We start from the raw sequence: 22027 nt of genomic DNA on the forward strand, positions 1-22027 counted from the left end.
AGCAAGAAAAACAGAATGGAAAAATGAATACAGGAAAACAGCAAAATGGAAAGAATACGGCTCCACGGCACCGCAGTGCGCCGCGCCGTTCTGCGGCGAAAGCACCTCAGGAAATGACGATCGAAGAACGCCTGCGCGCTTTGCGTATGCAGCAGGAAGCGACTGTTGAGGCCGCCCCGGAGATGCTGGCGGCTGAGCCTGCAAAGCCGGTGAAAAAAGAGCCTGCTCCCAAGCGGGGACGCCCGGCGAAGCCAGCGGCTGAAAAAGCTCCTGCCAAACGGGGAAGACCAGCTGCAAAGCCTGCCTCAGGCACAGCAAAAACCGCTGCGGGGAATGGAAAGAAGAGCAGGGCCGCCAGAAAAACTCCGGTCCGGATCATTCCGTTGGGCGGGCTGCATGAGGTAGGAAAAAACATCACCGTATATGAATGCGGCCAAGATGCCTTTCTGGTAGACTGCGGCATGGGCTTCCCGGATGCGGATATGCTGGGGGTAGATTTGGTGATCCCCGATTTTACCTATCTGGAAAAGAACGCGGACAAGATCCGTGGGATCGTGATCACCCACGGACATGAGGACCATATTGGTTCTATTCCTTATTTATTACGAAAGATCAACGTCCCGATCTATGGGACAAAATTGGCGATCGGGTTGATCGAGGGGAAACTGAAGGAACACGGCCTGCTTGGCAAAGCAGATCTGCGCGTCATCACTCCAAAACAGACGGTCAAAATGGGGTGTATGTCCGTGGAATTTATCCGGGTCAACCATTCCATCCCGGATTCTGTCGGCGTGGCAATCCACACTCCTGCCGGCGTAATTGTTTATACCGGAGACTTTAAAGTAGACTTTTCCCCGATCGAAGGGGACATTATCGACCTGGCACGGTTTGCAGAACTGGGCAGCAAGGGCGTATTGTGCCTTTTGTCGGATTCCACCAACGCGGAACGCCCCGGTTCTACCATGAGCGAAAGCAAGGTGGGGCAGTCCTTTAACACCCTGTTTAACAGGGCGGAGGGGAAACGGATCATCGTGGCGACGTTCTCATCGAATATCCACCGGATTCAGCAGATCGCAGACAATGCGATGAAATACGGCCGAAAGGTCGCGGTATCCGGCCGAAGCATGATCAACGTGGTCGGCAAGGCGATGGAGCTGGGCTATTTAAAGGTGCCGGACGGATTGTTTATTGATATTGACGCGATCAACCGCTATCCTGCGGATAAGATCGTGCTGATCACCACGGGAAGCCAAGGTGAACCGCTTTCCGCGTTGTCACGGATGGCTTCCTCCGATCACCGGAAGGTCAGCGTTACGCCGAATGATTTCATCATTATTTCCGCAACGCCGATCCCGGGGAATGAAAAGCACGTGACCCGGGTCGTGAACGATCTTTTGAAGCTCGGCGCGGAAGTGATCTATGAAAAGATGTACGAAGTGCATGTTTCCGGGCATGCCTGCCAGGACGAATTGAAATTGATCCTTTCTCTGACAAAGCCGAAATTCTTTATCCCGGTGCACGGGGAATACAAGCATCTGGTCGCGCACGCTCATCTGGCACAGTCAGTGGGGATCCCGCCGTCGAATATCCTGATCGGGGATATTGGGCAGGTGATCCAGGTGGATAACGTGGAGATGAAGGTGATCGGAAATGTAGAGGCCGGAGGCGTATTCGTAGACGGCTTGGGCGTGGGCGATGTCGGCTCTATCGTGATCCGGGACCGGAAGCGTCTGGCGCAGGACGGCCTGATCATTATTGTCGCGACCATCGAAAAGGAAACCGGTGCCTGCATGGCCGGCCCGGATATCGTATCCAGAGGGTTTGTCTATGTGCGGGAATCGGAAGAACTGATGGAAGAGGCGCGGCTGTTAGTGAAAAAGGCGTTGGACCAGTGCTTGGACAGCGGGATCCGCGACTGGACCACCATGAAAAACAGCATCAAAGACGCGCTTTCCAGCTTTATTTACCGGAAAACCAAGCGTTCACCGATGATTTTGCCGATCATGATGGAAATTTAGCGATTGCAGCAAAAGGGTGGGAGTTCCCGCCCTTTTTTGTTGTCTTTGCCGGCATTTTTCCTTTGCTTTTTTCATGGAAATATAGTATAATATTCTATAAATTTATGCTGCTGGTATGAAACTGCGGGAAAAGGGGGCCTGGACCGGTGCAAAAATTTAAAAAGGTGTGGATTCTGCGGCCTTTTATGGTGCTAGCGGTCGCGTTGTCCGCCTTACTGTTGTTGATTGCATATTTTTACCATTGGGTTTTGTTTGTCTGCCTGTTTCCCCTTGTTTTAGGTGCGCTGATTTACATGTTTTACCGGTATTTCAGGCTTCACAGGGAAATTTACCGCCTGCTGAAGAATATGGGGCAGCATTTGAATGTGACCCACCGCCAAGGGATGTTTAATCTCCCGATGCCGGCCGCTGTCGTTACTCAGCGCAGGGAAGTGATCTGGTACAACGACGCGTTTCGGAAGGTGTTGTCGGAAGAGGACCTGTACGGGTCTTACTTAAACCGGATCACCTTTCGTTCTTTGGAGGAGTTAAAGCATCATCAGGGGGATGTGATCTCCTATAAAGATAAGCACTATAAAGTGTATATTGTAAGCTCCGATTCGGAGACTGAAGCGCTTCATCTGCTTTATTTTATTGATGTCACAGAGTTGTACGACACCATGCGCAAATATCAGATGACCCGTCCGGTCGTGATGGTGATTTTGCTGGACAGCTATGAGGAGATCGTGAAAAATGCACGGGAAAGCGAAAAAACGCAGATCCTAAGCGAAGTGAACCGTTTGCTGGAGCAGTATATCGGAAAAACAACAGGTTTTATCATCCGGCTGGAGCGGGACCGTTATATGGCGATCATTGAGCGCCAGCACTTTGACAAGATGCTGCAGGACCGGTTCACTATCCTGGATGAAACGAAAAATATCCTGACGACCGAGCGTGTTCCGATCACGCTGTCGATCGGGATCGGTTACCAGGCGGATACCTTTGCAGAAAATGAACAGGACGCCCGCCAAGCATTGGAAATGGCTTTGGGGCGGGGCGGCGACCAGGTGGCCTTGATGATCGAGGGCGGATTTAAGTTTTACGGCGGGGCTTCTAAGGGCGTAGAAAAACGTACCAAGGTGAAGAGCCGTATCGTTGCTTCCGCAATGTCGGAATTGATCCTTAACAGCGATCAGGTCCTGATCATGGGACACAAATTTGCAGATCTTGACGCGGTGGGCTCCGCGATTGGGATGGCAAGGGCATGCCAATGCCTTGGAAAAGAAGTGCATATCGTGCTGGATTACCACAAATGTCTGGCTGATACTCTGGTGGACCATTACCGCAAATTTGAACAGGATGAAAGGTTGTTTATCCCGCCGCACGAGGCGATGTCCCTTGCGCGCCGGGGAACCCTATTGATCATTGTGGATACGCATTCCCCGCATTTCGTGGAGAGTGCAGAGGTATATCAGGCCTGCAAGAATGTGGTGGTGATCGACCACCACAGGAAAATGGTCGATTATATCGACAACGCCGTGATTTTTTATCATGAGCCGTATGCCTCTTCCGCATCGGAGATGGTGACGGAGCTAGTACAGTATCTGGGCAATGAATGTGTGTTGGCGCATTACCATGCAGAGGCGCTTTTATCAGGGATTATGCTGGATACCAAAAACTTTATCATGAAAACAGGAGTCCGGACGTTTGAGGCGGCGGCGTACCTGAAAAAAATGGGTGCCGATACCGTGGAGGTGCGCAAATTGTTTGCCAGCTCCATGGACTCCTACCAGAATAAAACGAAGCTGGTGGCTTCGGCAGAAGTCTATAATGGATGTGCAATCGCGTGCAGCGACCTGCTGACCGACGACATCCGGGTAGTCGCAGCTCAGGCGGCCGACGACCTTTTGGGAATCAACGGGGTAGATGCTTCCTTTGTGATGTATGAACAAGGGGACACCGTCAATGTTTCTGCCCGTTCCATGGGGGCGATGAATGTTCAGGTTATTATGGAAACGCTGGGCGGAGGTGGCCATTTAACGATGGCGGCAGCGCAGATCGCGGATTCCGATATGCCTAAGGTCAAGCAGCTTTTGCTCAATGCGATCGACGATTACAATACGACACATAAAAAAGTGTCTCCCAATACTTGAGAAGAAAATATGGAGGAGAGATATAAAGATGAAAGTTATCTTAAAGGAAGACGTTAAGGGCAGTGGGAAAAAGGGCGATCTTGTCAATGTGGCGGATGGCTACGCGAAAAACTTTTTACTGAAAAAGGGGTTGGCAGTCGCGGCCGACGCTCAGGCTGTCAATGAAAAGAACGCCAAAGACGCGGCGGCGGCGCATCACGCTCAGGTCGCTTTGGACAACGCCAAGGAGACCGCAAAGCGCTTGGCGGACCAAACTGTTACCGTTACGGCAAAAGCCGGAGAAAAAGGCAAGCTGTTTGGAAAAGTGACCGCTAAGGAAATTGCCGCGGCAGTGGAAAAAGCATTTGACTTGGAAGTAAATAAAAAGAAGATCACACTGGCGCAGGATATTAAATCCTTTGGCACTTTTTCCTTTGAATTAAAGCTGCACACCGGCGTTGTTGCAAAAATGCTTGTCAACGTGGTGGAAGAGTAACAAAAGAGAAAAAACAAAACAGAACGTCTTAAAAAGGACGTTCTGTTTTGTTCGTTATTTTTGAGAAAGGGGGAACCCTGTTTGGCAGAATACACAGAACTGCAATTTGAGGACGGACTGCCCTATAGCTTAGAGGCGGAACAATCGGTGCTGGGAGGAATCCTGGTCAACCCGGACTGCTTGACCTCCGTATTAGAAATATTAACCCGTTCTGACATGTTTTACCGAAAACAGCATGCGGAAATTTATGATATTTTTCTAAGCATGTTCAACCTCTCCAAACCGATCGACTTTATTACGGTGCTGGACGAGGTGGCACAGGCGCAGATCTTTCAGGATGATGCTTCGGCAAAGGTGTACTTGGCGCAGCTAATGGAGATGGTGCCGTCTACGGCGAATATCGCTGATTACTGCAATATCGTATTAAACCGGTATTACCGCCGCCGGCTGATCACTGCCGCAAAGGAGATTGAGGAGTATGCCCGCAACGAGGAGGGCAGCGCCAACTACCTGATGGATATGGCGGAGCAGAAGCTTTATGATATCCGCCAGGGAAAGGATAACAGTGAACTTACCCCGATCGACAAGGTCATCATCGGGACTTATGACCGGCTGCAAAAGCTGACCGGGGAAGACAGGGACTTATATTTGGGCTTGAGCAGCGGGTTTACCCGGCTGGACGCGATGATGACGGGACTGAACAAATCCGACTTGATTTTGCTGGCGGCCCGTCCTGGTATGGGAAAAACGTCTTTTGCGCTGAATATCGCCACCAATGTGGCTAAAAAATATGACAAAGATGTCGTCGTGTTTTCTTTGGAAATGTCCAGTGAACAGTTGGTAAGCCGTGTGCTTTCTTCGGAGGCGCAGATCCCCAGTGAAAGCCTTCGCACCGGCGTGCTGTCCACCGACCAATGGGTCCAGCTTGCCGCGAGTGCGGATATTCTGTCTAAGACCCGGATGTATCTGGATGATACGCCGGGGATCACCGTGGCAGAGGTCAAGGCAAAGGTGCGGCGGCTGAAAAATCTGGGACTGATCGTTATCGACTATTTGCAGTTGATGTCCGGCAGCGGGAAAAGCGAGAATCGGGTACAGGAAGTTTCCAAGATCACCCGGAATTTGAAGATCATGGCGAAGGAACTGAATATCCCGGTCATAGTGCTTTCTCAGTTGAACCGTTCTGCGGAACAGCGCCCGGACCACAAGCCGATGCTTTCCGACTTAAGGGAATCCGGCTCGATCGAGCAGGACGCGGACATCGTTATGTTTTTGTTCCGCGAAGGATATTACGATAAAGAGGTGGAAAACCCAAACGTCGCGCAGTGTATCCTTGCCAAGAACCGTCATGGCTCTACCGGCGAGGTGGATCTTGCATGGATCGGGGAATTTACCCGTTTTGGGAATTTGGAGGTACGGCGTGATGAGCCTCCGTTCTAACCGGGACGACCTCCCCTTTCAGGAAGGCGACACTGTAGTGGTCGGCCTGTCGGGCGGCGCGGATTCCGTTTGCCTTACCCACTGGCTCCGGGAAAATTTTTCGGGCTTGCGCCTAGCGGCCTGCCACATTAACCACCAGCTTCGCGGCGAGGAAAGCGACCGGGACGAACGGTTTGTAGAAGCTTTTTGTGAGCAGGAGCAGATCCCCTTGTACCGGGAAACGGTTTCAGTGCGGGAACGGGCGAAAGCGCTTTGCCTTTCTGAAGAAGAGTGCGGCCGGGAGGTGCGGTATACTTTCTTTGAGGAAACGGCTCAAAAGCTGGAGCAGAAAATGGATGGAAGGGTCTGGATCGCAACGGCGCATACCCAAACAGATCAGGCGGAAACAGTGCTGTTCCGTTTGGTAAGGGGGAGCGCTTTAAAAGGACTTTGCGGCATCCCCCCAGTGCGCGGTAGGATCGTGCGGCCGCTTTTGGGAGCCAGCCGGGAAGAGATAGAGGCTTACTGCACAGAACACGGGCTTTCGTATGTGACGGACAGCACCAATCTTTCCTGTGGGTACAGCCGTAACCGGATCCGGCTTCAAGTGCTTCCGGAGCTTTCCAGAATAAACCATGCGGCTGTACAGCATATCGCAAAGACAGCTGGGCTGCTGGCTGAGGATGAGGAGTTTTTACAGCGCTGTGCGCTTGATGCATACCACCGGGTCCTGCAGGGGGATCAGCTTGATATACAGCAGCTTTTGCGGGAACCTATGGCCATGCGGCGGAGGGCGCTGGCACTTTGGCTTTCGCAGTGGAAAGTGCAGGTGTTTTCTTCCAGGGTCGAAGAACTGATGCGTCTTTGTCATACAGGCGGGCAAGTGCAATATAAAAGTTCTTTGATGATCAGGAAAAGAGGACGGTTTTTAGAAGCTGTTTCTCCGGAAAAAGAGGAACCATACTTTGAATTTCTGTTAAAGGACGGTATTTTTGAAAGCCCAACAGGGGAAAGCTATAAAATTCAAACTTTGGACACGAATCCTTCCCGTTTCGTTCAAAAAATTTATAAAAATGTATTTGATATTTTGATAGATTGTGGTAAAATATCAGGTAGTATTATGATTCGTCAGCGCAGGCCGGGAGATATGATCCGGCTTCCATACCGGAAATGCACTAAATCGGTGAAAAAATTGTTTTCTGAAGAGAAAATTTCGCATTGGGAACGCAGTCGGCGGTTTGTTTTGGCAGACCGGCAGGGTGTGATCGGGGTGGAAGGCTTTGGCGCTGATGAGCGCGTATGCTGTGACAAAAGGACAACAAAGGCGGTTGCCATCTGTTGGTTGAAAGGAATAAGACAAGATGATGAAGGATGATATTTTAAAAGTATTGCTGACAGAAGAAGAGCTTCAGGCAAAGGTAAAGGAGCTCGGCGCGCAGATCACAGAGGATTATCAGGATAAAAAATTACTCCTCGTTAGTGTGTTAAAGGGTTCAGTCGTATTTATGGCGGATCTGATGCGTGCGATCGACACCTATTGCCGGATCGACTTTATGAATGTTTCCAGCTATGGCTCTGGAACAAAAACGACTGGGACTGTAAAAATTATCAAGGACTTGGATATTGATATTGCAGGATATGACCTTTTGATCGTAGAGGATATTCTGGACAGTGGAAAAACCTTGAGTTACATCAAAAAGATCCTGATGGAGCGCAAACCAAATTCCATTAAGATCTGTACACTGCTGGATAAACCGGAAAGAAGACAGGTGCCGGATATCAAGGCAGATTACAAAGGATTCATCGTACCAGATGAATTTGTGGTAGGATACGGGCTTGATTATGCGGAAACTTATCGAAACCTGCCTTATCTTGGCGTATTGAAGCCGGAAGTGTATTCTAAATAATGATCTGTCGAAAAATCTAATGGTTAAGGAGAGGTAATGTTTTGCAAAACAAAAAGAAGACGATCCTGATTTATGTTGTGGTATTTGTGGTTTTGCTGATCAGTTTGTTTACGGTGACCCAAACCTTAAAACGTGGTATGGAGCCTGCTTTTAAATATTCTGATGTAGTAGAATTATTTGAGGACGATAAGATCTCGGATTTTGACCTTGATTTGGGAAACGGGGAACTGACCGCGATCCTGCGTAATAATGTGGAATTCCCGGGGGCTCAAAAAACTGTTGACGGGAAAATGGCATTTACCTATAAAGTGCCTGTGGTATCTGTCTTTTTAGATGATATTCAGGAGGTAGTTAAGGAAAACAACGCGAAACACCCGGACAGCAAGATCACATGGGATTATTCGTACAGCAGCAATAATACCGGACTGCTGCTTCAGTTTGTACCAACGATCATCCTGATCGTGGCAATGGTTGGGTTGTTTGTATTTATGATGCGTCAGGCAGGGGCCGGCGGGAAGATGAACCAGTTCGGCAAGGCCAATATGAAAAACCCGGTCCAGCATGGGGTGAAAACCACCTTTGCCGATGTTGCCGGCGCGGATGAAGAAAAGGAAGAGCTGGCGGAGATCGTTGAGTTTTTGAAAAACCCGAAAAAGTTTAACGAACTGGGTGCAAGGATCCCGAAAGGCGTTTTGCTGTTAGGCCCTCCGGGTACCGGTAAAACCCTGCTTGCCCGTGCTGTTGCAGGGGAAGCAGCCGTACCGTTTTTCTCGATTTCCGGTTCGGATTTCGTAGAAATGTTTGTCGGTGTTGGTGCCTCCCGTGTACGTGACCTGTTTGAACAGGCGAAAAAACATGCGCCATCTATCGTGTTTATTGATGAGATCGACGCAGTTGGCCGTCATCGCGGAGCCGGTTTAGGCGGCGGGCACGATGAAAGGGAACAGACCTTAAACCAGCTGCTCGTTGAGATGGACGGCTTTGGGATGAATCAGGGAGTCATCGTAATTGCCGCAACGAACCGCCGTGACATTTTGGACCCGGCTTTGCTCCGTCCGGGACGTTTTGACCGTCAGGTCGTTGTCGGATATCCAGATGTCAAAGGCCGTGAAGAGATTCTGAAAGTCCATTCCAGAAACAAACCGCTGGGCTTTGATGTGGATTTGGGCGTCATTGCAAGAACTACTGCTGGGTTTACCGGGGCTGACCTGGAAAATCTGTTGAATGAAGCCGCGCTTTTGGCGGCAAGAAGAGGGAAGAAAGCGATCACCGGCACTGATATTGAAGAGGCTACGATCAAGGTTGTGGCAGGACCGGAGAAAAAATCCCACAAGATCAACCGGACCGACAAGAAGATCACAGCCTACCACGAAGCTGGGCACGCAGTGGTCACCTACTATTGCCCGACCCAGGATCCGGTGCATGAGATTTCGATTATCCCGCGTGGGATGGCAGCTGGATATACCATGAACCTGCCGGAAGAAGACCGCGCGCATGTTTCTAAACGCAAGATGCAGGAAAGCTTAGTCGTGCTTTTGGGCGGACGTGTTGCAGAGGCTACTGCGCTGGAAGACATCTGCACCGGCGCTTCCAACGACATTGAGCGCGCGACTAAAACTGCCCGCGATATGGTCACCCGCTACGGCTTTAGTTCCCGTTTGGGACCGGTCGTATACGGGGAAGCTCAGGGCGAGGTGTTCTTGGGCCGTGATATGGGACATCAGCGCAACTACTCTGAAAATGTGGCGGCGGAGATCGACGAGGAAGTACGGATGCTCATCGACCAGGCGTACAGCCGGGCGGAGGAGCTGTTAAAAGAGCATTACGATCAGCTGGATCTGGTCGCGAAATATTTGCTGATCCATGAAAAGGTGAATGCAGATACTTTTAAACAGCTGATGAACGGCGAGATCAAGGTGGAAGACCTGAACGCAGAACTGGCAAAGCTGGAAGCAGAGGAAGAAAAAAAAGCCGCAAAGGCAGAATCTTCTGATGAAACAGAAAAGCCTGCACAAATCTCTGCTCCAATAGTACCGGAAGCAAAGGAGGAGCCTGCACAGGAGCCTGCTGCGCCGGAAGCTGAAAAACAAGAAGAGGCTGTTTTGGAACAGACAGAAGCTGCAACTCCTGAAGTTCCGATCCAAGAGGAAATTTCAAATGAGGAAGGTATGCAGGAAAAGGAGCCTGTAAAGGATCAAGACGGCGCGCCTGAAGTCGTGGAAGAAAAGACAGCGCAGGAAGAACCGTCTGAAACAGAGCAGGAACCGGAAAAGAAGGAAGAACCTGAAGCAGAAAAGCCTTCCGAAGAGGCGAAGCCTCAGAAGACTGAAAAAGCCTCAGGGCAGGCTACACAGCGTTCGGCAAACCGTCGCAAAAAAACTCAGGGCGGAAAGAAAACGAATGCCAAAGCTGCCGAAAAGCAGGAAAATGATCCTGAAACAAAAAAATAACAAAGAAAAACGGACGATTATTTATCGTCCGTTTTCTTGTTCCATATAAAACCGGAGCTGACGCTGTACACGGGACAACCCGCGCTTTACGGTACGCGATACGGTAGATTTATTGACCCCAAGCATCGCGGCGATCTCTGTCATTTTTTTCTGCTGGTAAAAATACAAAAGCAGCATCTGCTGCTGCCGGGGCGTAGTAAAATCCTGCATGATCTGACGGACCATCCGGGCAGGGGCGATCCGTGAATGGTATTTGGGGTCTTGCGGTACAATATAGCGTGCTTCATCAAAACTGATTTTGTCCAATCATTCCTCACATCCTTCCATAAAAATGTCTGTATGAAGCAGACAAATGGTGCAGCCACACAATTTAGATGATAAGGTTATGGTATCATGGGAATAATTCGGAGTCAAGGGTGAAACGGGAAGCTGTTTTGAAAGGCCGGAATTTTTCTAGGATCACCCGATCAAGCTAAATGGGATAAGCAATAAATTGGCTATTTCCCCAAAGAACTGGGCAGGGCAGAGGTGGAATTCTGACGGGTTCTATCGTTGACAAAACTGACCGCTTTGGTATAATAAATGATATATGACATTTATTCCTGAGCTTGACATGGCTGTTTGAGAGGAGGAAAAGACCTTTCGGTAAATGAAAGGTTTATAGCAAGATGAAATTAACAGGAGCACAGATCATTATTGAATGTTTGTTGGAACAGGGCGTTGATACGGTATTTGGGTATCCGGGCGGAGCCGTGCTCAATCTGTACGACGCGATTTATGAATACCGCAGCAAGATCCGTCATATTATAACCGCGCATGAACAGGGCGCAGCACACGCGGCGGACGGATACGCCAGAGCAACCGGGAAAACCGGTGTTTGCATTGCTACCTCCGGTCCCGGCGCCACCAACTTAGTGACGGGAATCGCAACTGCGCATATGGATTCTATCCCCATGGTGGCGATCACCGGAAATGTGGCTGTCCCTTCTCTGGGACTGGACAGTTTTCAGGAGGTTGACATCACGGGAATTACAATGCCGGTTACAAAGTATAATTTTATCATCAAGGATGTTTCAGAACTGGCCGACACCCTGCGCCGTGCTTTTGAGATCGCAACGACCGGGCGTCCGGGACCGGTGCTGGTGGATATTCCTAAGGATGTGACAGCGGCCGCCTGTGAATACACCCGCAAGGAAATCGTAAAGCCGGATAATTACTACTCTTTGTCTGCTGATGAGGAATACCGGCAGGTGGCGGACTTGATCGCTGCTTCCAAAAAGCCGTTTCTTTATACCGGCGGCGGGGTCATCAGCTCTGGCGCGGCTGAGGAAATGGCAAAATTTGCGGAACTGGTCGATGCGCCGGTATCCTCTTCCCTGATGGGACAGGGCGGGTTTAATAACCGGGACAGCCGGTATATTGGGATGTTGGGTATGCACGGTACGGTGGTTTCTTCTAAGGCTGTATCCGATTGCGACCTGTTTATCGGTATCGGGACCCGCTTTTCCGACAGGGTGATCGGAGATATTGTTTCTTTTGCGCCAAAAGCAAAGATCGTGCATATTGATATCGACCCTGCTGAGATCAATAAGAATATCCATGTGGATCATCAGCTGGTCGGGGATGTCCGTTGTGTGCTGGACAGGCTGAACGAGCTGGTACCGCCTCAGGACCATACGGAATGGCTCCGGCAGATCGATGCATGGAAAGAGGAATTTCCGCTTCATGTTGCAGAGGATTACGGGGATCAGGTCACCCCGCAGTATGTGCTGGAAACTCTGGACGAGCTGACTCATGGGGACGCGGTGATCACGACAGAAGTTGGACAGCACCAAATGTGGGCCGCACAGTACTATGATTTTAAAGAACCGCGCCAATTTATCACATCGGGCGGCTTGGGAACGATGGGCTATGGTCTGGGCGCTTCTATGGGCGCGCAGGTGGGCCGGCCCGACAAACAGGTGATCAATATTGCCGGCGACGGCAGTTTCCATATGAACTGCAACGAACTGGTGACTGCTTACAAGCACAATATCCCGATCGTAGAGCTGTTATTTAACAACAGCGTGCTTGGGATGGTGCGCCAGTGGCAGCGGTTATTCTATGGGAAACGGTTTTCCCAGACGACTTTGGAACGGGACACCGATTATATGAAGCTGGCAGAGGCTTATCATATCCCCTCCTATCGGATCACCAAAAAAAGCGAGGTGCGCGAAGTGCTTCAAAAGGCACTGCGGCATGACACGCCGGTGCTGGTGGAATGCGTTATCGACCGGGACATCAATGTCCTGCCGATGGTGCCGGCGGGCGCCGCCATAGACAAACCGATCTTAGACATAGAGATCGACGATTGATAGAAAGGGTGAAATGACCATGCCAAAGAAACACGTTTTATCAATTTTAATGGATAATAATTCCGGTGTGATGCTGCGGATCGCAGGTTTGTTCAGCCGGAGAGGATACAATATTGAAAGTATTGCCGCGGCGCAGACAGAAAATCCGGAGGTGGTGCGGATGACTATTGTTACCAACGGGGATTCCGCAACATTGGAGCAGATCGACAAACAGCTTTCCAAACTGGTCGACGTGCGGGAGGTCCGTGTGATGACCAGCGAAAATTCTGTGAAGCGGGAGCATGTCATTGTGCAGGCGGGAAACAGCGAAGAGAATTGTGCTTCCCTGATCCAGGTGGCAAACCTGTTCCGTGCGAATATCATCAATGTCAGCGAACAGTCGCTGATGTTGGAATTGACCGGAAAGCCAAGAAAGATCGACGCATTCATCCAGCTGGTGAAGCCGTTTGGAATCAAAAAAATGATGCGTTCTGGCTTACTGGCATTAGAACGGGAGTAAATAAAAAATGACCTGCCGCCATGAAACGCAGGTCATTTTTCTGAATTCTAAAGGATACCATAGAGACGAGGGGATCTGATGAAACGAATTTGGAAGCTGGCGGCAGCAGGCTTTTTTCTGACCTTGTTCGCAGCGGCTATTTGCGGCTGTATGAGCAAGGAGGATCGACAGATCGCCAAACGGAATGAACAGCTTGGAAAAGGCATGGTGCGTACCTATGTGCGGGAACATTATGGGGAACAGGCCCAGATCATAGAGCTTACCTGTTTGGATCAATTAAAGGACAGCGGCCCGATTCCGGATTTTTTTGATCATCCCAGCGACTATGTAAAAGCAACAGTGCGCGGCAGGAACGGGGAATTCCAGGTTTTAATGAATGTTCGGACGCAGGAAGGGTATGATAACCGGTATCAGGAGCAGATAAAGCGATCGGCACATTCTTTCTTTGCCTCCCGTATAGACCTGCCGGAGCCCCGGCGAACCGACGTCTATTACTATTCCAAAGAGATCGGTGAATTGCCCCGGCAAAGCATCGAGGGCTTTGCTGAGCCGGGCCTGCGGCAGTTTGACCAGCTTTTATACCAGGATAACTATCAGGCAAACGTCGTATACCAATATGTTGATACAGGTCTTGATTTTTTGCGGGGAGCTGGACAAACGCTGCTTTTGACAGAACGGGACATCGGGGATGTGACCGTAGGCTTTGCAAATTTTTGGGATGAGTTTTCCATGTATCAAAGCAGTGAAGACGGGCTGGGAAAAAATCAGGTAGCAGAAGACCTGACAGAACAAAATCAAAAGATCAAAGAGGTTTATGTGGTTTCTCGGAAGAAATACTATGATTGGGACACCGAAACAGAACGATATGATGATGCAGCGGAGGAAGAATACCATTTGTTTCGCAAGTTGCCGCTGCAAGGCGGGATAGAACTGGTATATGATACCGAGTGCTATGAGATCACGATGGAACAGGTGAAGGCGCCGGATACGGTAACATCTATGGGGCAGAATTTTTATGACCCGTTGAGTCCGCAGTATCAGTTGAAAATCAGCAGGAAAAAGGCTGTTGACCAAAACGAAAACGCTTATGAGGACATTATGCTTTATTTCCCAGCTGAGTTTGCAGGGGATTACCTTGTGTCCGAAGAAAACGGAGAGGAAGACTGGAACAAGGTTAGTTGGGAACGGTCAGGAGTATATTATGATTACTTTTATACCTACGAAGACCATACCGACATGGCGTTCAGTTTATATGGTAAAAAAGAAGAAAGAAGCTAGACCTTAAAAATAAAATAGGTGGAGAGAAAATAATCATGGCAAAACGCAAACAGGAATATACCAATGAAAGCATCACCGCGCTCAAGGGCGCTGACCGGGTGCGGAAACGCCCTGCGGTCATTTTTGGCTCGGATGGGCTGGAGGGTTGCGAACACTCTGTATTCGAGATCCTTTCCAACTCGATCGACGAGGCAAGGGAAGGCCACGGGGACAGAATTATCATTACCCGTTTCCCCGATTCCTCGATCGAGATCGAGGACTTCGGCCGCGGGATACCGGTGGATTTTAACCAGAATGAGAACTGCTACAACTGGGAGCTGGTGTTCTGTGAATTATATGCCGGGGGGAAATACCAGAACTCGGGAGACGCGAACTATGAGTTTTCTTTGGGACTGAACGGGCTGGGGCTGTGCGCTACCCAATATGCCTCCGAATATATGGACGTTGAGATCCTGCGTGACGGACAGCAGTATAACCTGCGGTTTGAAAAGGGGGAAAACGTCAGCTTTGAGAAGGCCCCCACCCGCTTGAAACGGACTGGGACAAAAATCAAGTGGCGCCCTGATCTGGAAGTGTTTACCGATATTGATATCCCTAACGAATATTTTGAGGATGTCCTAAAACGCCAGGCGGTCGTCAACAAGGGGCTTGTGTTTGTTTACCGTTTTCAGGGGGAAAACGGCTGGGAAGAAAAGGAATTTGTTTACGCGGACGGGATCACCGACTATGTACGGGAGCTGGCGGGGGAAAACGCCATGACTACGGTGCAGTACTGGGAAGCAGAACGCATGGGAAAGGATCGCGCGGACAAGCCGGAATACCGGGTGAAATTATCGGTGGCGATGGTGTTCTCCAACCGCTTTAAAATGACGGAATACTATCATAACTCCAGCTTTTTGGAATACGGCGGTTCTCCGGAACGGGCGGTAAAGCAGGCGTTTGTATCCCAGATCGACAGCTACTTAAAGCAAAACAGCAAGTACCTGAAAGGGGAAGGAAAGATCAGTTACACCGACGTGGAGGACTGCCTGATCTTAGTATCCTCTTCTTTCTCTACCCAGACGTCTTATGAAAACCAGACCAAAAAGGCGATCACCAATAAATTTATTTATGAGGCGATGACCGAATTTTTAAAGCACCAGCTGGAGGTTTATTTTATTGAAAACCCTGACGAGGCAAATAAGATCGCCGAACAGGTGCTGATCAACAAACGAAGCCGCGAAAACGCGGAAAAGACCCGTCTGAACCTGAAGAAAAAGCTTTCCGGTACCATTGACATGGCAAACCGGGTGCAGAAATTTGTGGACTGCCGCAGCAAAGACCTATCCCGGCGGGAACTGTATATCGTGGAGGGCGACTCTGCGCTGGGATCGGTAAAAATGGGCCGGGATGCGGAATTTCAGGCCATTATGCCGGTGCGGGGAAAAATTTTAAACTGCTTAAAGGCGGAGTTTAACAAAATTTTTAAAAGCGAGATCATTACTGACCTGGTGAAAGTACTGGGCTGCGGAGTGGAAGTGACTACAAAAGCCAATAAGGATCTTTCTACCTTTGACCTAAACAATTTTAAATGGAACAAGGTCGTGATCTGCACCGACGCCGACGTAGACGGGTTCCAGATCCGCACCCTGATCTTGACGATGCTTTACCGCCTGACCCCCACCCTCATTGATGAGGGATATGTGTATATTGCGGAATCCCCGCTGTATGAGATCAACACAAAAGACCGGACTTATTTTGCTTATACAGAAAAGGAAAAGCAGGCGGTACTGGAAGAACTGGGGAAGACAAAATATGTGATCCAGCGCTCCAAAGGGCTTGGGGAAAATGAGCCGGAGATGATGTGGCTGACCACCATGAACCCGGAAACCAGAAGGCTGATCCGGGTCAATGCAGAAGATGTGGAAAAGACATCCGCCATGTTTGATTTGATGCTGGGAGACAACCTGCAGGGAAGAAAAGATTATATTGCGGAAAACGGTCAGGAGTATCTGGAACTTGCGGATATATCCTAATAACAGATTGAGGTTACAAGAATGGCAAAGAAAAAAGAAGCGACCAACCATAAAAAGGTGAATGTAAACGCCACGATCGAAGGCGGCGGGATCATTGTTGACCAGCCGATCACTGAAACGATCGAGCAAAACTACATGCCTTACGCGATGAGCGTCATCGTATCCCGCGCATTGCCGGAGATCGACGGCTTTAAGCCGTCGCACCGGAAGATCCTGTACACCATGTACAAGATGGGGCTGCTCAGCGGCGCAAGGACAAAGTCTGCCAACATTGTCGGGCAGACGATGAAGCTGAACCCGCACGGGGACCAGGCGATCTATGAAACGATGGTCCGCCTGACCCGCGGGAATGAAACGCTGCTACACCCGTATATCGACTCTAAGGGGAACTTTGGAAAGGCGTATTCCCGCGACATGGCTTATGCGGCCTCCCGTTATACGGAAGCAAAGCTGGACCCGCTTTGTGCGGAGTTTTTCCGTGACATTGATAAGGATACCGTGGATTTTGTGCCGAACTATGATAACCAGATGATGGAGCCGACTCTCCTGCCGGCTACCTTTCCATCTGTTTTGGTCAACTCCAATGTGGGGATCGCAGTTTCCATGGCAAGTTGTATCTGCCCGTTTAACCTAAAGGAGCTGTGTGAAACCACGATCGGGCTGATCCGCGACCCGGATTACGACCTGCACGAAACCCTGAAAGGGCCGGACTTTCCGGGCGGGGGATATATGATCTTCGACCGCGCAGTACTGGATCAGGTGTACAACACTGGCCGGGGAAGCATTAAGATCCGGGCGAAATATCAGTACGACAAACAAAACAACTGCATTGAGATCACCGAGATCCCGCCTACCACCACGGTAGAAGCGATCATGGACAAGATCGTTGAGCTCATTAAACAGAATAAGATCCGGGAGATCGCGGATATGCGTGATGAAACCGACCTGTCCGGGCTAAAGCTGACCCTTGACCTGAAACGCGGGGCAGAACCGGACAAGCTGATGGCAAAATTATTCCGCACGACCCCGCTACAGGATAACTTTTCCTGTAATTTTAACGTTTTGATCGCGGGGCATCCCCGGGTGATGGGCGTACGGGAAATTTTGCAGGAATGGCTGGCGTTCCGGACTGAATGCGTCCGCCGCAGGGTTTATTTTGACTTGAACAAAAAGAAAGAAAAGCTGCACCTTCTCAAAGGCTTGGAAAAAATTATTCTGGATATTGACAAGGCGATCCGGATCGTACGGGAAACTGAAGAAGAAAGTGAAGTCGTGATGAACCTGATGATCGGGTTCGGCATCGACGAGATCCAGGCGGAATATGTAGCCGAGATCAAGTTGCGGCATTTAAACCGGGAATACATCCTGAAACGGACGCAGGAAATTGAAGATTTGATGCGTGACATTGCTGAAATGGAGGAGATCCTGGGCAGCAATAAAAAAGTGCGCGCTATTATCGTATCTGAACTGAAAGAGGTTATGAAAAAATACGGGAAGCCGCGCCGCACCATGCTGCTCTTCGCGGAAGACGTAGAAGACGAAGCGGAAGAGGAAGAGATCCCGAGCTATGCGGTAAATCTGTTCTTGACTAATGACGGTTATTTCAAAAAGATCACTCCGCAGAGTCTGCGGATGAGCGGGGAACACAAGCTGAAGGAGTCTGACTATCTTGTCCAGCATGTGGAATCCCAAAACGACGTGGAACTGCTGTTTTTCACAGACCGGCAGCAGGTCTATAAATCGCGCGCTATGGATTTTGACGATACAAAAGCCAGCGTGCTGGGGGATTATATCCCGGCAAAGCTTGGATTTGACGAGGATGAAAGGCTGATCGGCATGGTGGTCACAAAGGATTACAGCGGGAATATCCTGTTTTTCTTTGAAAACGGAAAAGTTGCCAAGGTGCCGCTGAAATCCTATGAAACTAAAACCAAGCGGAAAAAGCTTTCCAACGCCTACAGCGGAAAAAGCCCGCTGGCAGCGCTCTTTGAAAGTACGGACCAAGAGGAATTTGTCCTGACCTCTACTGCGCAGCGGAAACTGCTGTTCCATTCCGCCGCGATCCTTCCAAAAACGACCAGGGATACGCAGGGCGTTGCTGTGATGACCCTGAAAAAGAACCACTTTGTGGAAAAGGTGGAACGCTTTGTGGAAGGGATGTTTGCGAATCCGCACCGGTTCCGGACCAAAACACTGCCGTCGGCAGGCGCTTTGATGCGGGAGGAAGACTACGGCGAACAGTTGAATCTGTTAGGAGAATAAAAAAAGCCCGCCGGCAAAGCCAGCGGGCACACTGCTTTTCATCATATACAACGTTTGGGTGTTATATATGGGTCAAACGCAAGAATTTTTTGTGTTATGAAAAACAATGTACTATTAATATAGCCAATTTGACGGCTGATATTCAAGATTTTTCATAAAAATAAAATTTCCATCAGATCGTAAGGTGACAGAAATGAAAAAAACTAGGCAGAATTATTACGGCAGTTTATGCACCGAAATGTATGAGCTCCTGCATGAAACGGCGCCGCAGGATGAACTGGATTTTTGCGGTGGATACGATTGCTGACCGGTGCCCGGACGGGGACGATTACAAAACCGCTGTCGCCGTAAAGACCAAGGAGGGGCTGGATCTGGTTTTGAAAAGCAAAAACCATTATGACGAACAAAGCCAGACGCAGTTTTCCCCGTCGGTCTATGAACTGTACAGCGGCGGCCGCCTGCTGCAAAGCGAGCCTATGGATTTTCAAACGCATCTTTACTGTTTTGGGGAAATGGAGCAGATATTACGAGAGATCGGTTTTACAGCGATTTCAGTGTACTCTTCGTTTGACAAGAAAGCGGCACAGGACGATCTGTGCGAAATGTTTTTATATGAATGCAGTTTATAACAGCGGTTTGTTTTTCTGTGAAAGCCGTGAATGCTTGCGAAAATCTACAGAAAAATAAAAATAATGGTTGAAATGGGACAAATTGTATGTTATGATATGTAATGTATCATTATGTGTGTATGGAGGCAAAACGATGAACCCGATTGAAATTGTTGGCGGCATCTTATTAATTATTGCAAGTGTATTGATCATTTTGATTGTTATGTTACAGGAAAGCAAGCAGGCTGGTATGGGCGCTATAAGCGGGGAATCCGGAAGCAATAACTTTTACGGACGGGAAGGCGGACGGACTAAAGACGCGTTTTACGCGAAACTAACCAAGATTTTAGCAGTCGTTTTCTTTGTGGTAACATTGGTGATGAATTTGGTGATCCATTTTGTAAAGTAAGAGTAAATACAAGTGCCCTGCGTAAGATAATGACGCAGGGTGTTTTTTTACCCGGATGAAAAGGAAATAAAAGGAAGTGAAGGAATGAACGAGTGGATCAGTAAAGTGACCGTATGGGTCACAAAGGCCGGAAAATCCGGTCTGGCATGGAAAGACCTTTGCCATAAGCTGAAAATTAAAAATAAACAAAAGGACCGCCTGCGCTCCGTTTTGGCAGAAATGGCGGAGCAGGGGCAGATTATAGAACGGAAAAATCGGATCTATGCGGTGTCAGCCTTAAAGCTGATACCCGCCCAGATCACCCGGGTCAACAAGACGTTTGGCTTTGCTAAGACCTTGCCCGATGAAACAGAATATTTTATTCCCGGCAAATTTTTGATGGGGGCAATGCCTCAGGATAAGGTGCTCTTAAAAAAAATAAAAGGCAGGGGGACTTCTCCGGAGGGGGAAGTGGTGCAGGTCACGGCTTATGGGCCGGGAGAATTTACCGGCAATGTGGCCTGTGAAAACGGGAACTGGTTCGTGCGCCCCGATACCATGGGCAAACAGCCGATTTTTGTGCGGGAAAAGGACTTAAACGGATCGTCGGAAGGCGACAAGGTAATGGCGAGGATCACCCGCCGCGGAAAACGACACAGCGAGCATCAGGCAACGGTGGTAGCGTCATACGGTGATTCCGAAACAGCTTATTCCTGCGCGTTGGCCGCGTTGGATCTTTCCGGCGTAGCGATTGAATTCCCGTACGAGGTGATCGACAAGGCGAGATATCTGCAAAAGCGCGGATTGAAAAGCAGGGATTTGGAGGGCCGCACCGACTTTCGGGGCGACATCGTCTTTACGATTGACGGCGCGGATTCCAAGGATCTTGACGACGCGGTTTCTTTGGAAAAGTATGAGGACTGCTATGTGCTGGGCGTGCATATTGCAGACGTTTCCCACTATGTCAAATACAAGGGCGAGATCGATACCGAGGCCTTTTACCGCGGTACCAGCATTTATTATGCCAACCAGGTGATCCCCATGCTGCCCAAAGAGCTTTCAAACGGGATCTGTTCGCTCAACCCGGGAGAGGACCGGCTCACCCTGTCCGCTATTTTGACCTTAGACCTAGAGGGCCAGCTAATTGATTTTGATTTCCGCAAAGGGGTCATCTGTTCCAAGGTAAAGGGTGTTTACAGCGAGATCAACGACCTGTTTGCGGGGACGGCCGGCACACAGATAGAGGAAAAGTACGCCGAGGTAAAGGAAAAGCTGTTTTTGATGAAAGAGCTTGCCGAGATCTTGTCCGGGAATAAACGCCGCCGCGGCGCCCCGGCACTAGAAACCAGCGAAAGCAAGATCTTAGTCGATGAAAACCAGAAGGCGGTCGAAATTTTGCCACGGCAGACTGGGATCGCCGAGGAACTGATCGAGGACTTTATGCTGACCGCCAACGAAGCGGCGGCAACGGCTGGGAAGATGAAAGATGTACCGTTTGTATACCGGGTGCATGAGCCGCCTTCTCCGGAAAAACTAGAGCAGCTGAATATGACACTGCGGATTTTAGGTCTCCAGACGCGCGGCCTTTCCCCGAATGTAAAGCCGAAAGCGTTGGCCGAGATCTTGGAAAAGGTAAAGGGGAAAGAGATCGCGCCGATCGTCAATATCCAGATGCTGCGGGCGATGTCCAAGGCCAAATACAGCGAAAGCCCGCTGGGGCATTACGGCTTGGCGCTGGAAAATTACGCGCATTTTACCTCCCCTATCCGGCGTTATCCGGATTTGATGGTGCACCGGGTGCTGACCGACCTGATCGCAGGAGAAGCTGTGGAAGAAATCCGCCGCCGTTATGCCAAATATGTGGTAAAAGCATCTAAACAGGCTACCCAGACCGAGATCAACGCGATGAAGCTGGAGCGGGACTGCGAGGACTTTTATAAAGCCGAATATATGAAAGACAGGATCGGCGAGGAATTTGACGGGATCATTTCTTCCGTTGCCTCACATGGAATCTATGTGGAGCTTCCTAATACTGTAGAGGGATTAGTGCGTGTGGAAGATCTGCCCAACGGGGAATATGATTTTGATGAAGTGATGTCTTACCGCAACCGGTATACAGGGGAAAGCTACCGCATTGGGCAGAAGGTCCGGGTAAGGTGTACTGCCGCTCAGGTGAGCAGCGGGAATATCGATTTTGTATTTGTGGAGGAAGGAGTATAGAC

Annotated in this window: 15 protein-coding genes and 1 pseudogene; 15 read left to right on the top strand and 1 reads right to left on the bottom strand. The window is 49.7% G+C overall.

What is annotated here, in order from left to right; genetic code table 11:
* Positions 1-182 precede the first annotated feature (182 nt).
* The 7 genes and pseudogenes from CIB36_RS10645 to ftsH form a co-directional block, all read left to right on the top strand.
* Positions 183-2018 carry a ribonuclease J gene (locus CIB36_RS10645; RefSeq protein WP_093990008.1) on the top strand — a complete coding sequence of 612 codons (1836 nt, stop codon included), beginning with the start codon at positions 183-185 and terminating at the stop codon, positions 2016-2018.
* Between the two features lie 146 nt (positions 2019-2164).
* Complete coding sequence (locus CIB36_RS10650) at positions 2165-4150, top strand: DHH family phosphoesterase (protein WP_093989531.1); 1986 nt, start codon at positions 2165-2167, stop codon at positions 4148-4150.
* Between the two features lie 28 nt (positions 4151-4178).
* Entirely contained in the window at positions 4179-4625 is a 447-nt protein-coding gene (gene rplI / locus CIB36_RS10655; protein ID WP_093989532.1) for a 50S ribosomal protein L9, read from the top strand.
* Between the two features lie 81 nt (positions 4626-4706).
* Entirely contained in the window at positions 4707-6065 is a 1359-nt protein-coding gene (dnaB, locus tag CIB36_RS10660) for a replicative DNA helicase (protein ID WP_093989533.1), read from the top strand.
* Positions 6049-7419: a tRNA lysidine(34) synthetase TilS gene (tilS, locus tag CIB36_RS13330; RefSeq protein ID WP_158662667.1), complete on the top strand. Its 1371-nt coding sequence runs from the start codon at positions 6049-6051 to the stop codon at positions 7417-7419. The genes dnaB and tilS overlap by 17 nt, the downstream gene beginning before the upstream one ends.
* The gene (gene hpt / locus CIB36_RS10675) at positions 7409-7951 is read left to right on the top strand and encodes a hypoxanthine phosphoribosyltransferase (RefSeq protein WP_093990010.1); all 543 of its coding nucleotides are present in this window, start codon (positions 7409-7411) and stop codon (positions 7949-7951) included. The genes tilS and hpt overlap by 11 nt, the downstream gene beginning before the upstream one ends.
* 41 nt (positions 7952-7992) lie before the next feature.
* Positions 7993-9957: pseudogene (ftsH, locus tag CIB36_RS10680) on the top strand (ATP-dependent zinc metalloprotease FtsH); the annotation flags it as partial.
* A gap of 465 nt (positions 9958-10422) precedes the next feature.
* Here ftsH and CIB36_RS10685 read toward each other — a convergent pair.
* Positions 10423-10707, bottom strand: coding sequence for a sigma-70 family RNA polymerase sigma factor (locus CIB36_RS10685; RefSeq protein ID WP_093989534.1), 285 nt, complete (start codon positions 10705-10707; stop codon positions 10423-10425).
* Positions 10708-11069: 362 nt separating this feature from the next.
* On the opposite strand from CIB36_RS10685, the gene ilvB reads away from it, so the two are divergent.
* From ilvB to rnr, 8 genes are all read left to right on the top strand, one after another.
* Positions 11070-12755, top strand: coding sequence for a biosynthetic-type acetolactate synthase large subunit (ilvB, locus tag CIB36_RS10690; RefSeq protein ID WP_093989535.1), 1686 nt, complete (start codon positions 11070-11072; stop codon positions 12753-12755).
* A 19-nt stretch (positions 12756-12774) separates the two neighbouring features.
* Positions 12775-13254, top strand: coding sequence for an acetolactate synthase small subunit (gene ilvN / locus CIB36_RS10695; protein WP_093989536.1), 480 nt, complete (start codon positions 12775-12777; stop codon positions 13252-13254).
* A gap of 78 nt (positions 13255-13332) precedes the next feature.
* Entirely contained in the window at positions 13333-14532 is a 1200-nt protein-coding gene (locus CIB36_RS10700) for a hypothetical protein (RefSeq protein ID WP_093989537.1), read from the top strand.
* 35 nt (positions 14533-14567) lie between these two features.
* Positions 14568-16547 (top strand): DNA gyrase/topoisomerase IV subunit B, encoded by a 1980-nt coding sequence (locus CIB36_RS10705; protein WP_093989538.1) that lies wholly within the window; start codon positions 14568-14570, stop codon positions 16545-16547.
* A 21-nt stretch (positions 16548-16568) separates the two neighbouring features.
* Positions 16569-18809 (top strand): DNA gyrase/topoisomerase IV subunit A, encoded by a 2241-nt coding sequence (locus tag CIB36_RS10710; protein ID WP_093989539.1) that lies wholly within the window; start codon positions 16569-16571, stop codon positions 18807-18809.
* A 272-nt stretch (positions 18810-19081) separates the two neighbouring features.
* Positions 19082-19438, top strand: coding sequence for a hypothetical protein (locus tag CIB36_RS10715; protein WP_229408236.1), 357 nt, complete (start codon positions 19082-19084; stop codon positions 19436-19438).
* Positions 19439-19571: 133 nt separating this feature from the next.
* The gene (gene secG, locus CIB36_RS10720; RefSeq protein WP_158662668.1) at positions 19572-19826 is read left to right on the top strand and encodes a preprotein translocase subunit SecG; all 255 of its coding nucleotides are present in this window, start codon (positions 19572-19574) and stop codon (positions 19824-19826) included.
* A gap of 84 nt (positions 19827-19910) precedes the next feature.
* On the top strand, positions 19911-22025 hold the full coding sequence (gene rnr, locus CIB36_RS10725; RefSeq protein ID WP_093989541.1) for a ribonuclease R: 2115 nt from the start codon (positions 19911-19913) through the stop codon (positions 22023-22025).
* Positions 22026-22027 lie beyond the last annotated feature (2 nt).

The organism is Massiliimalia timonensis, assembly GCF_900186585.1.
In the GTDB taxonomy this organism is placed as follows: Bacteria; Bacillota; Clostridia; order Oscillospirales; family Ruminococcaceae; genus Massiliimalia; species Massiliimalia timonensis.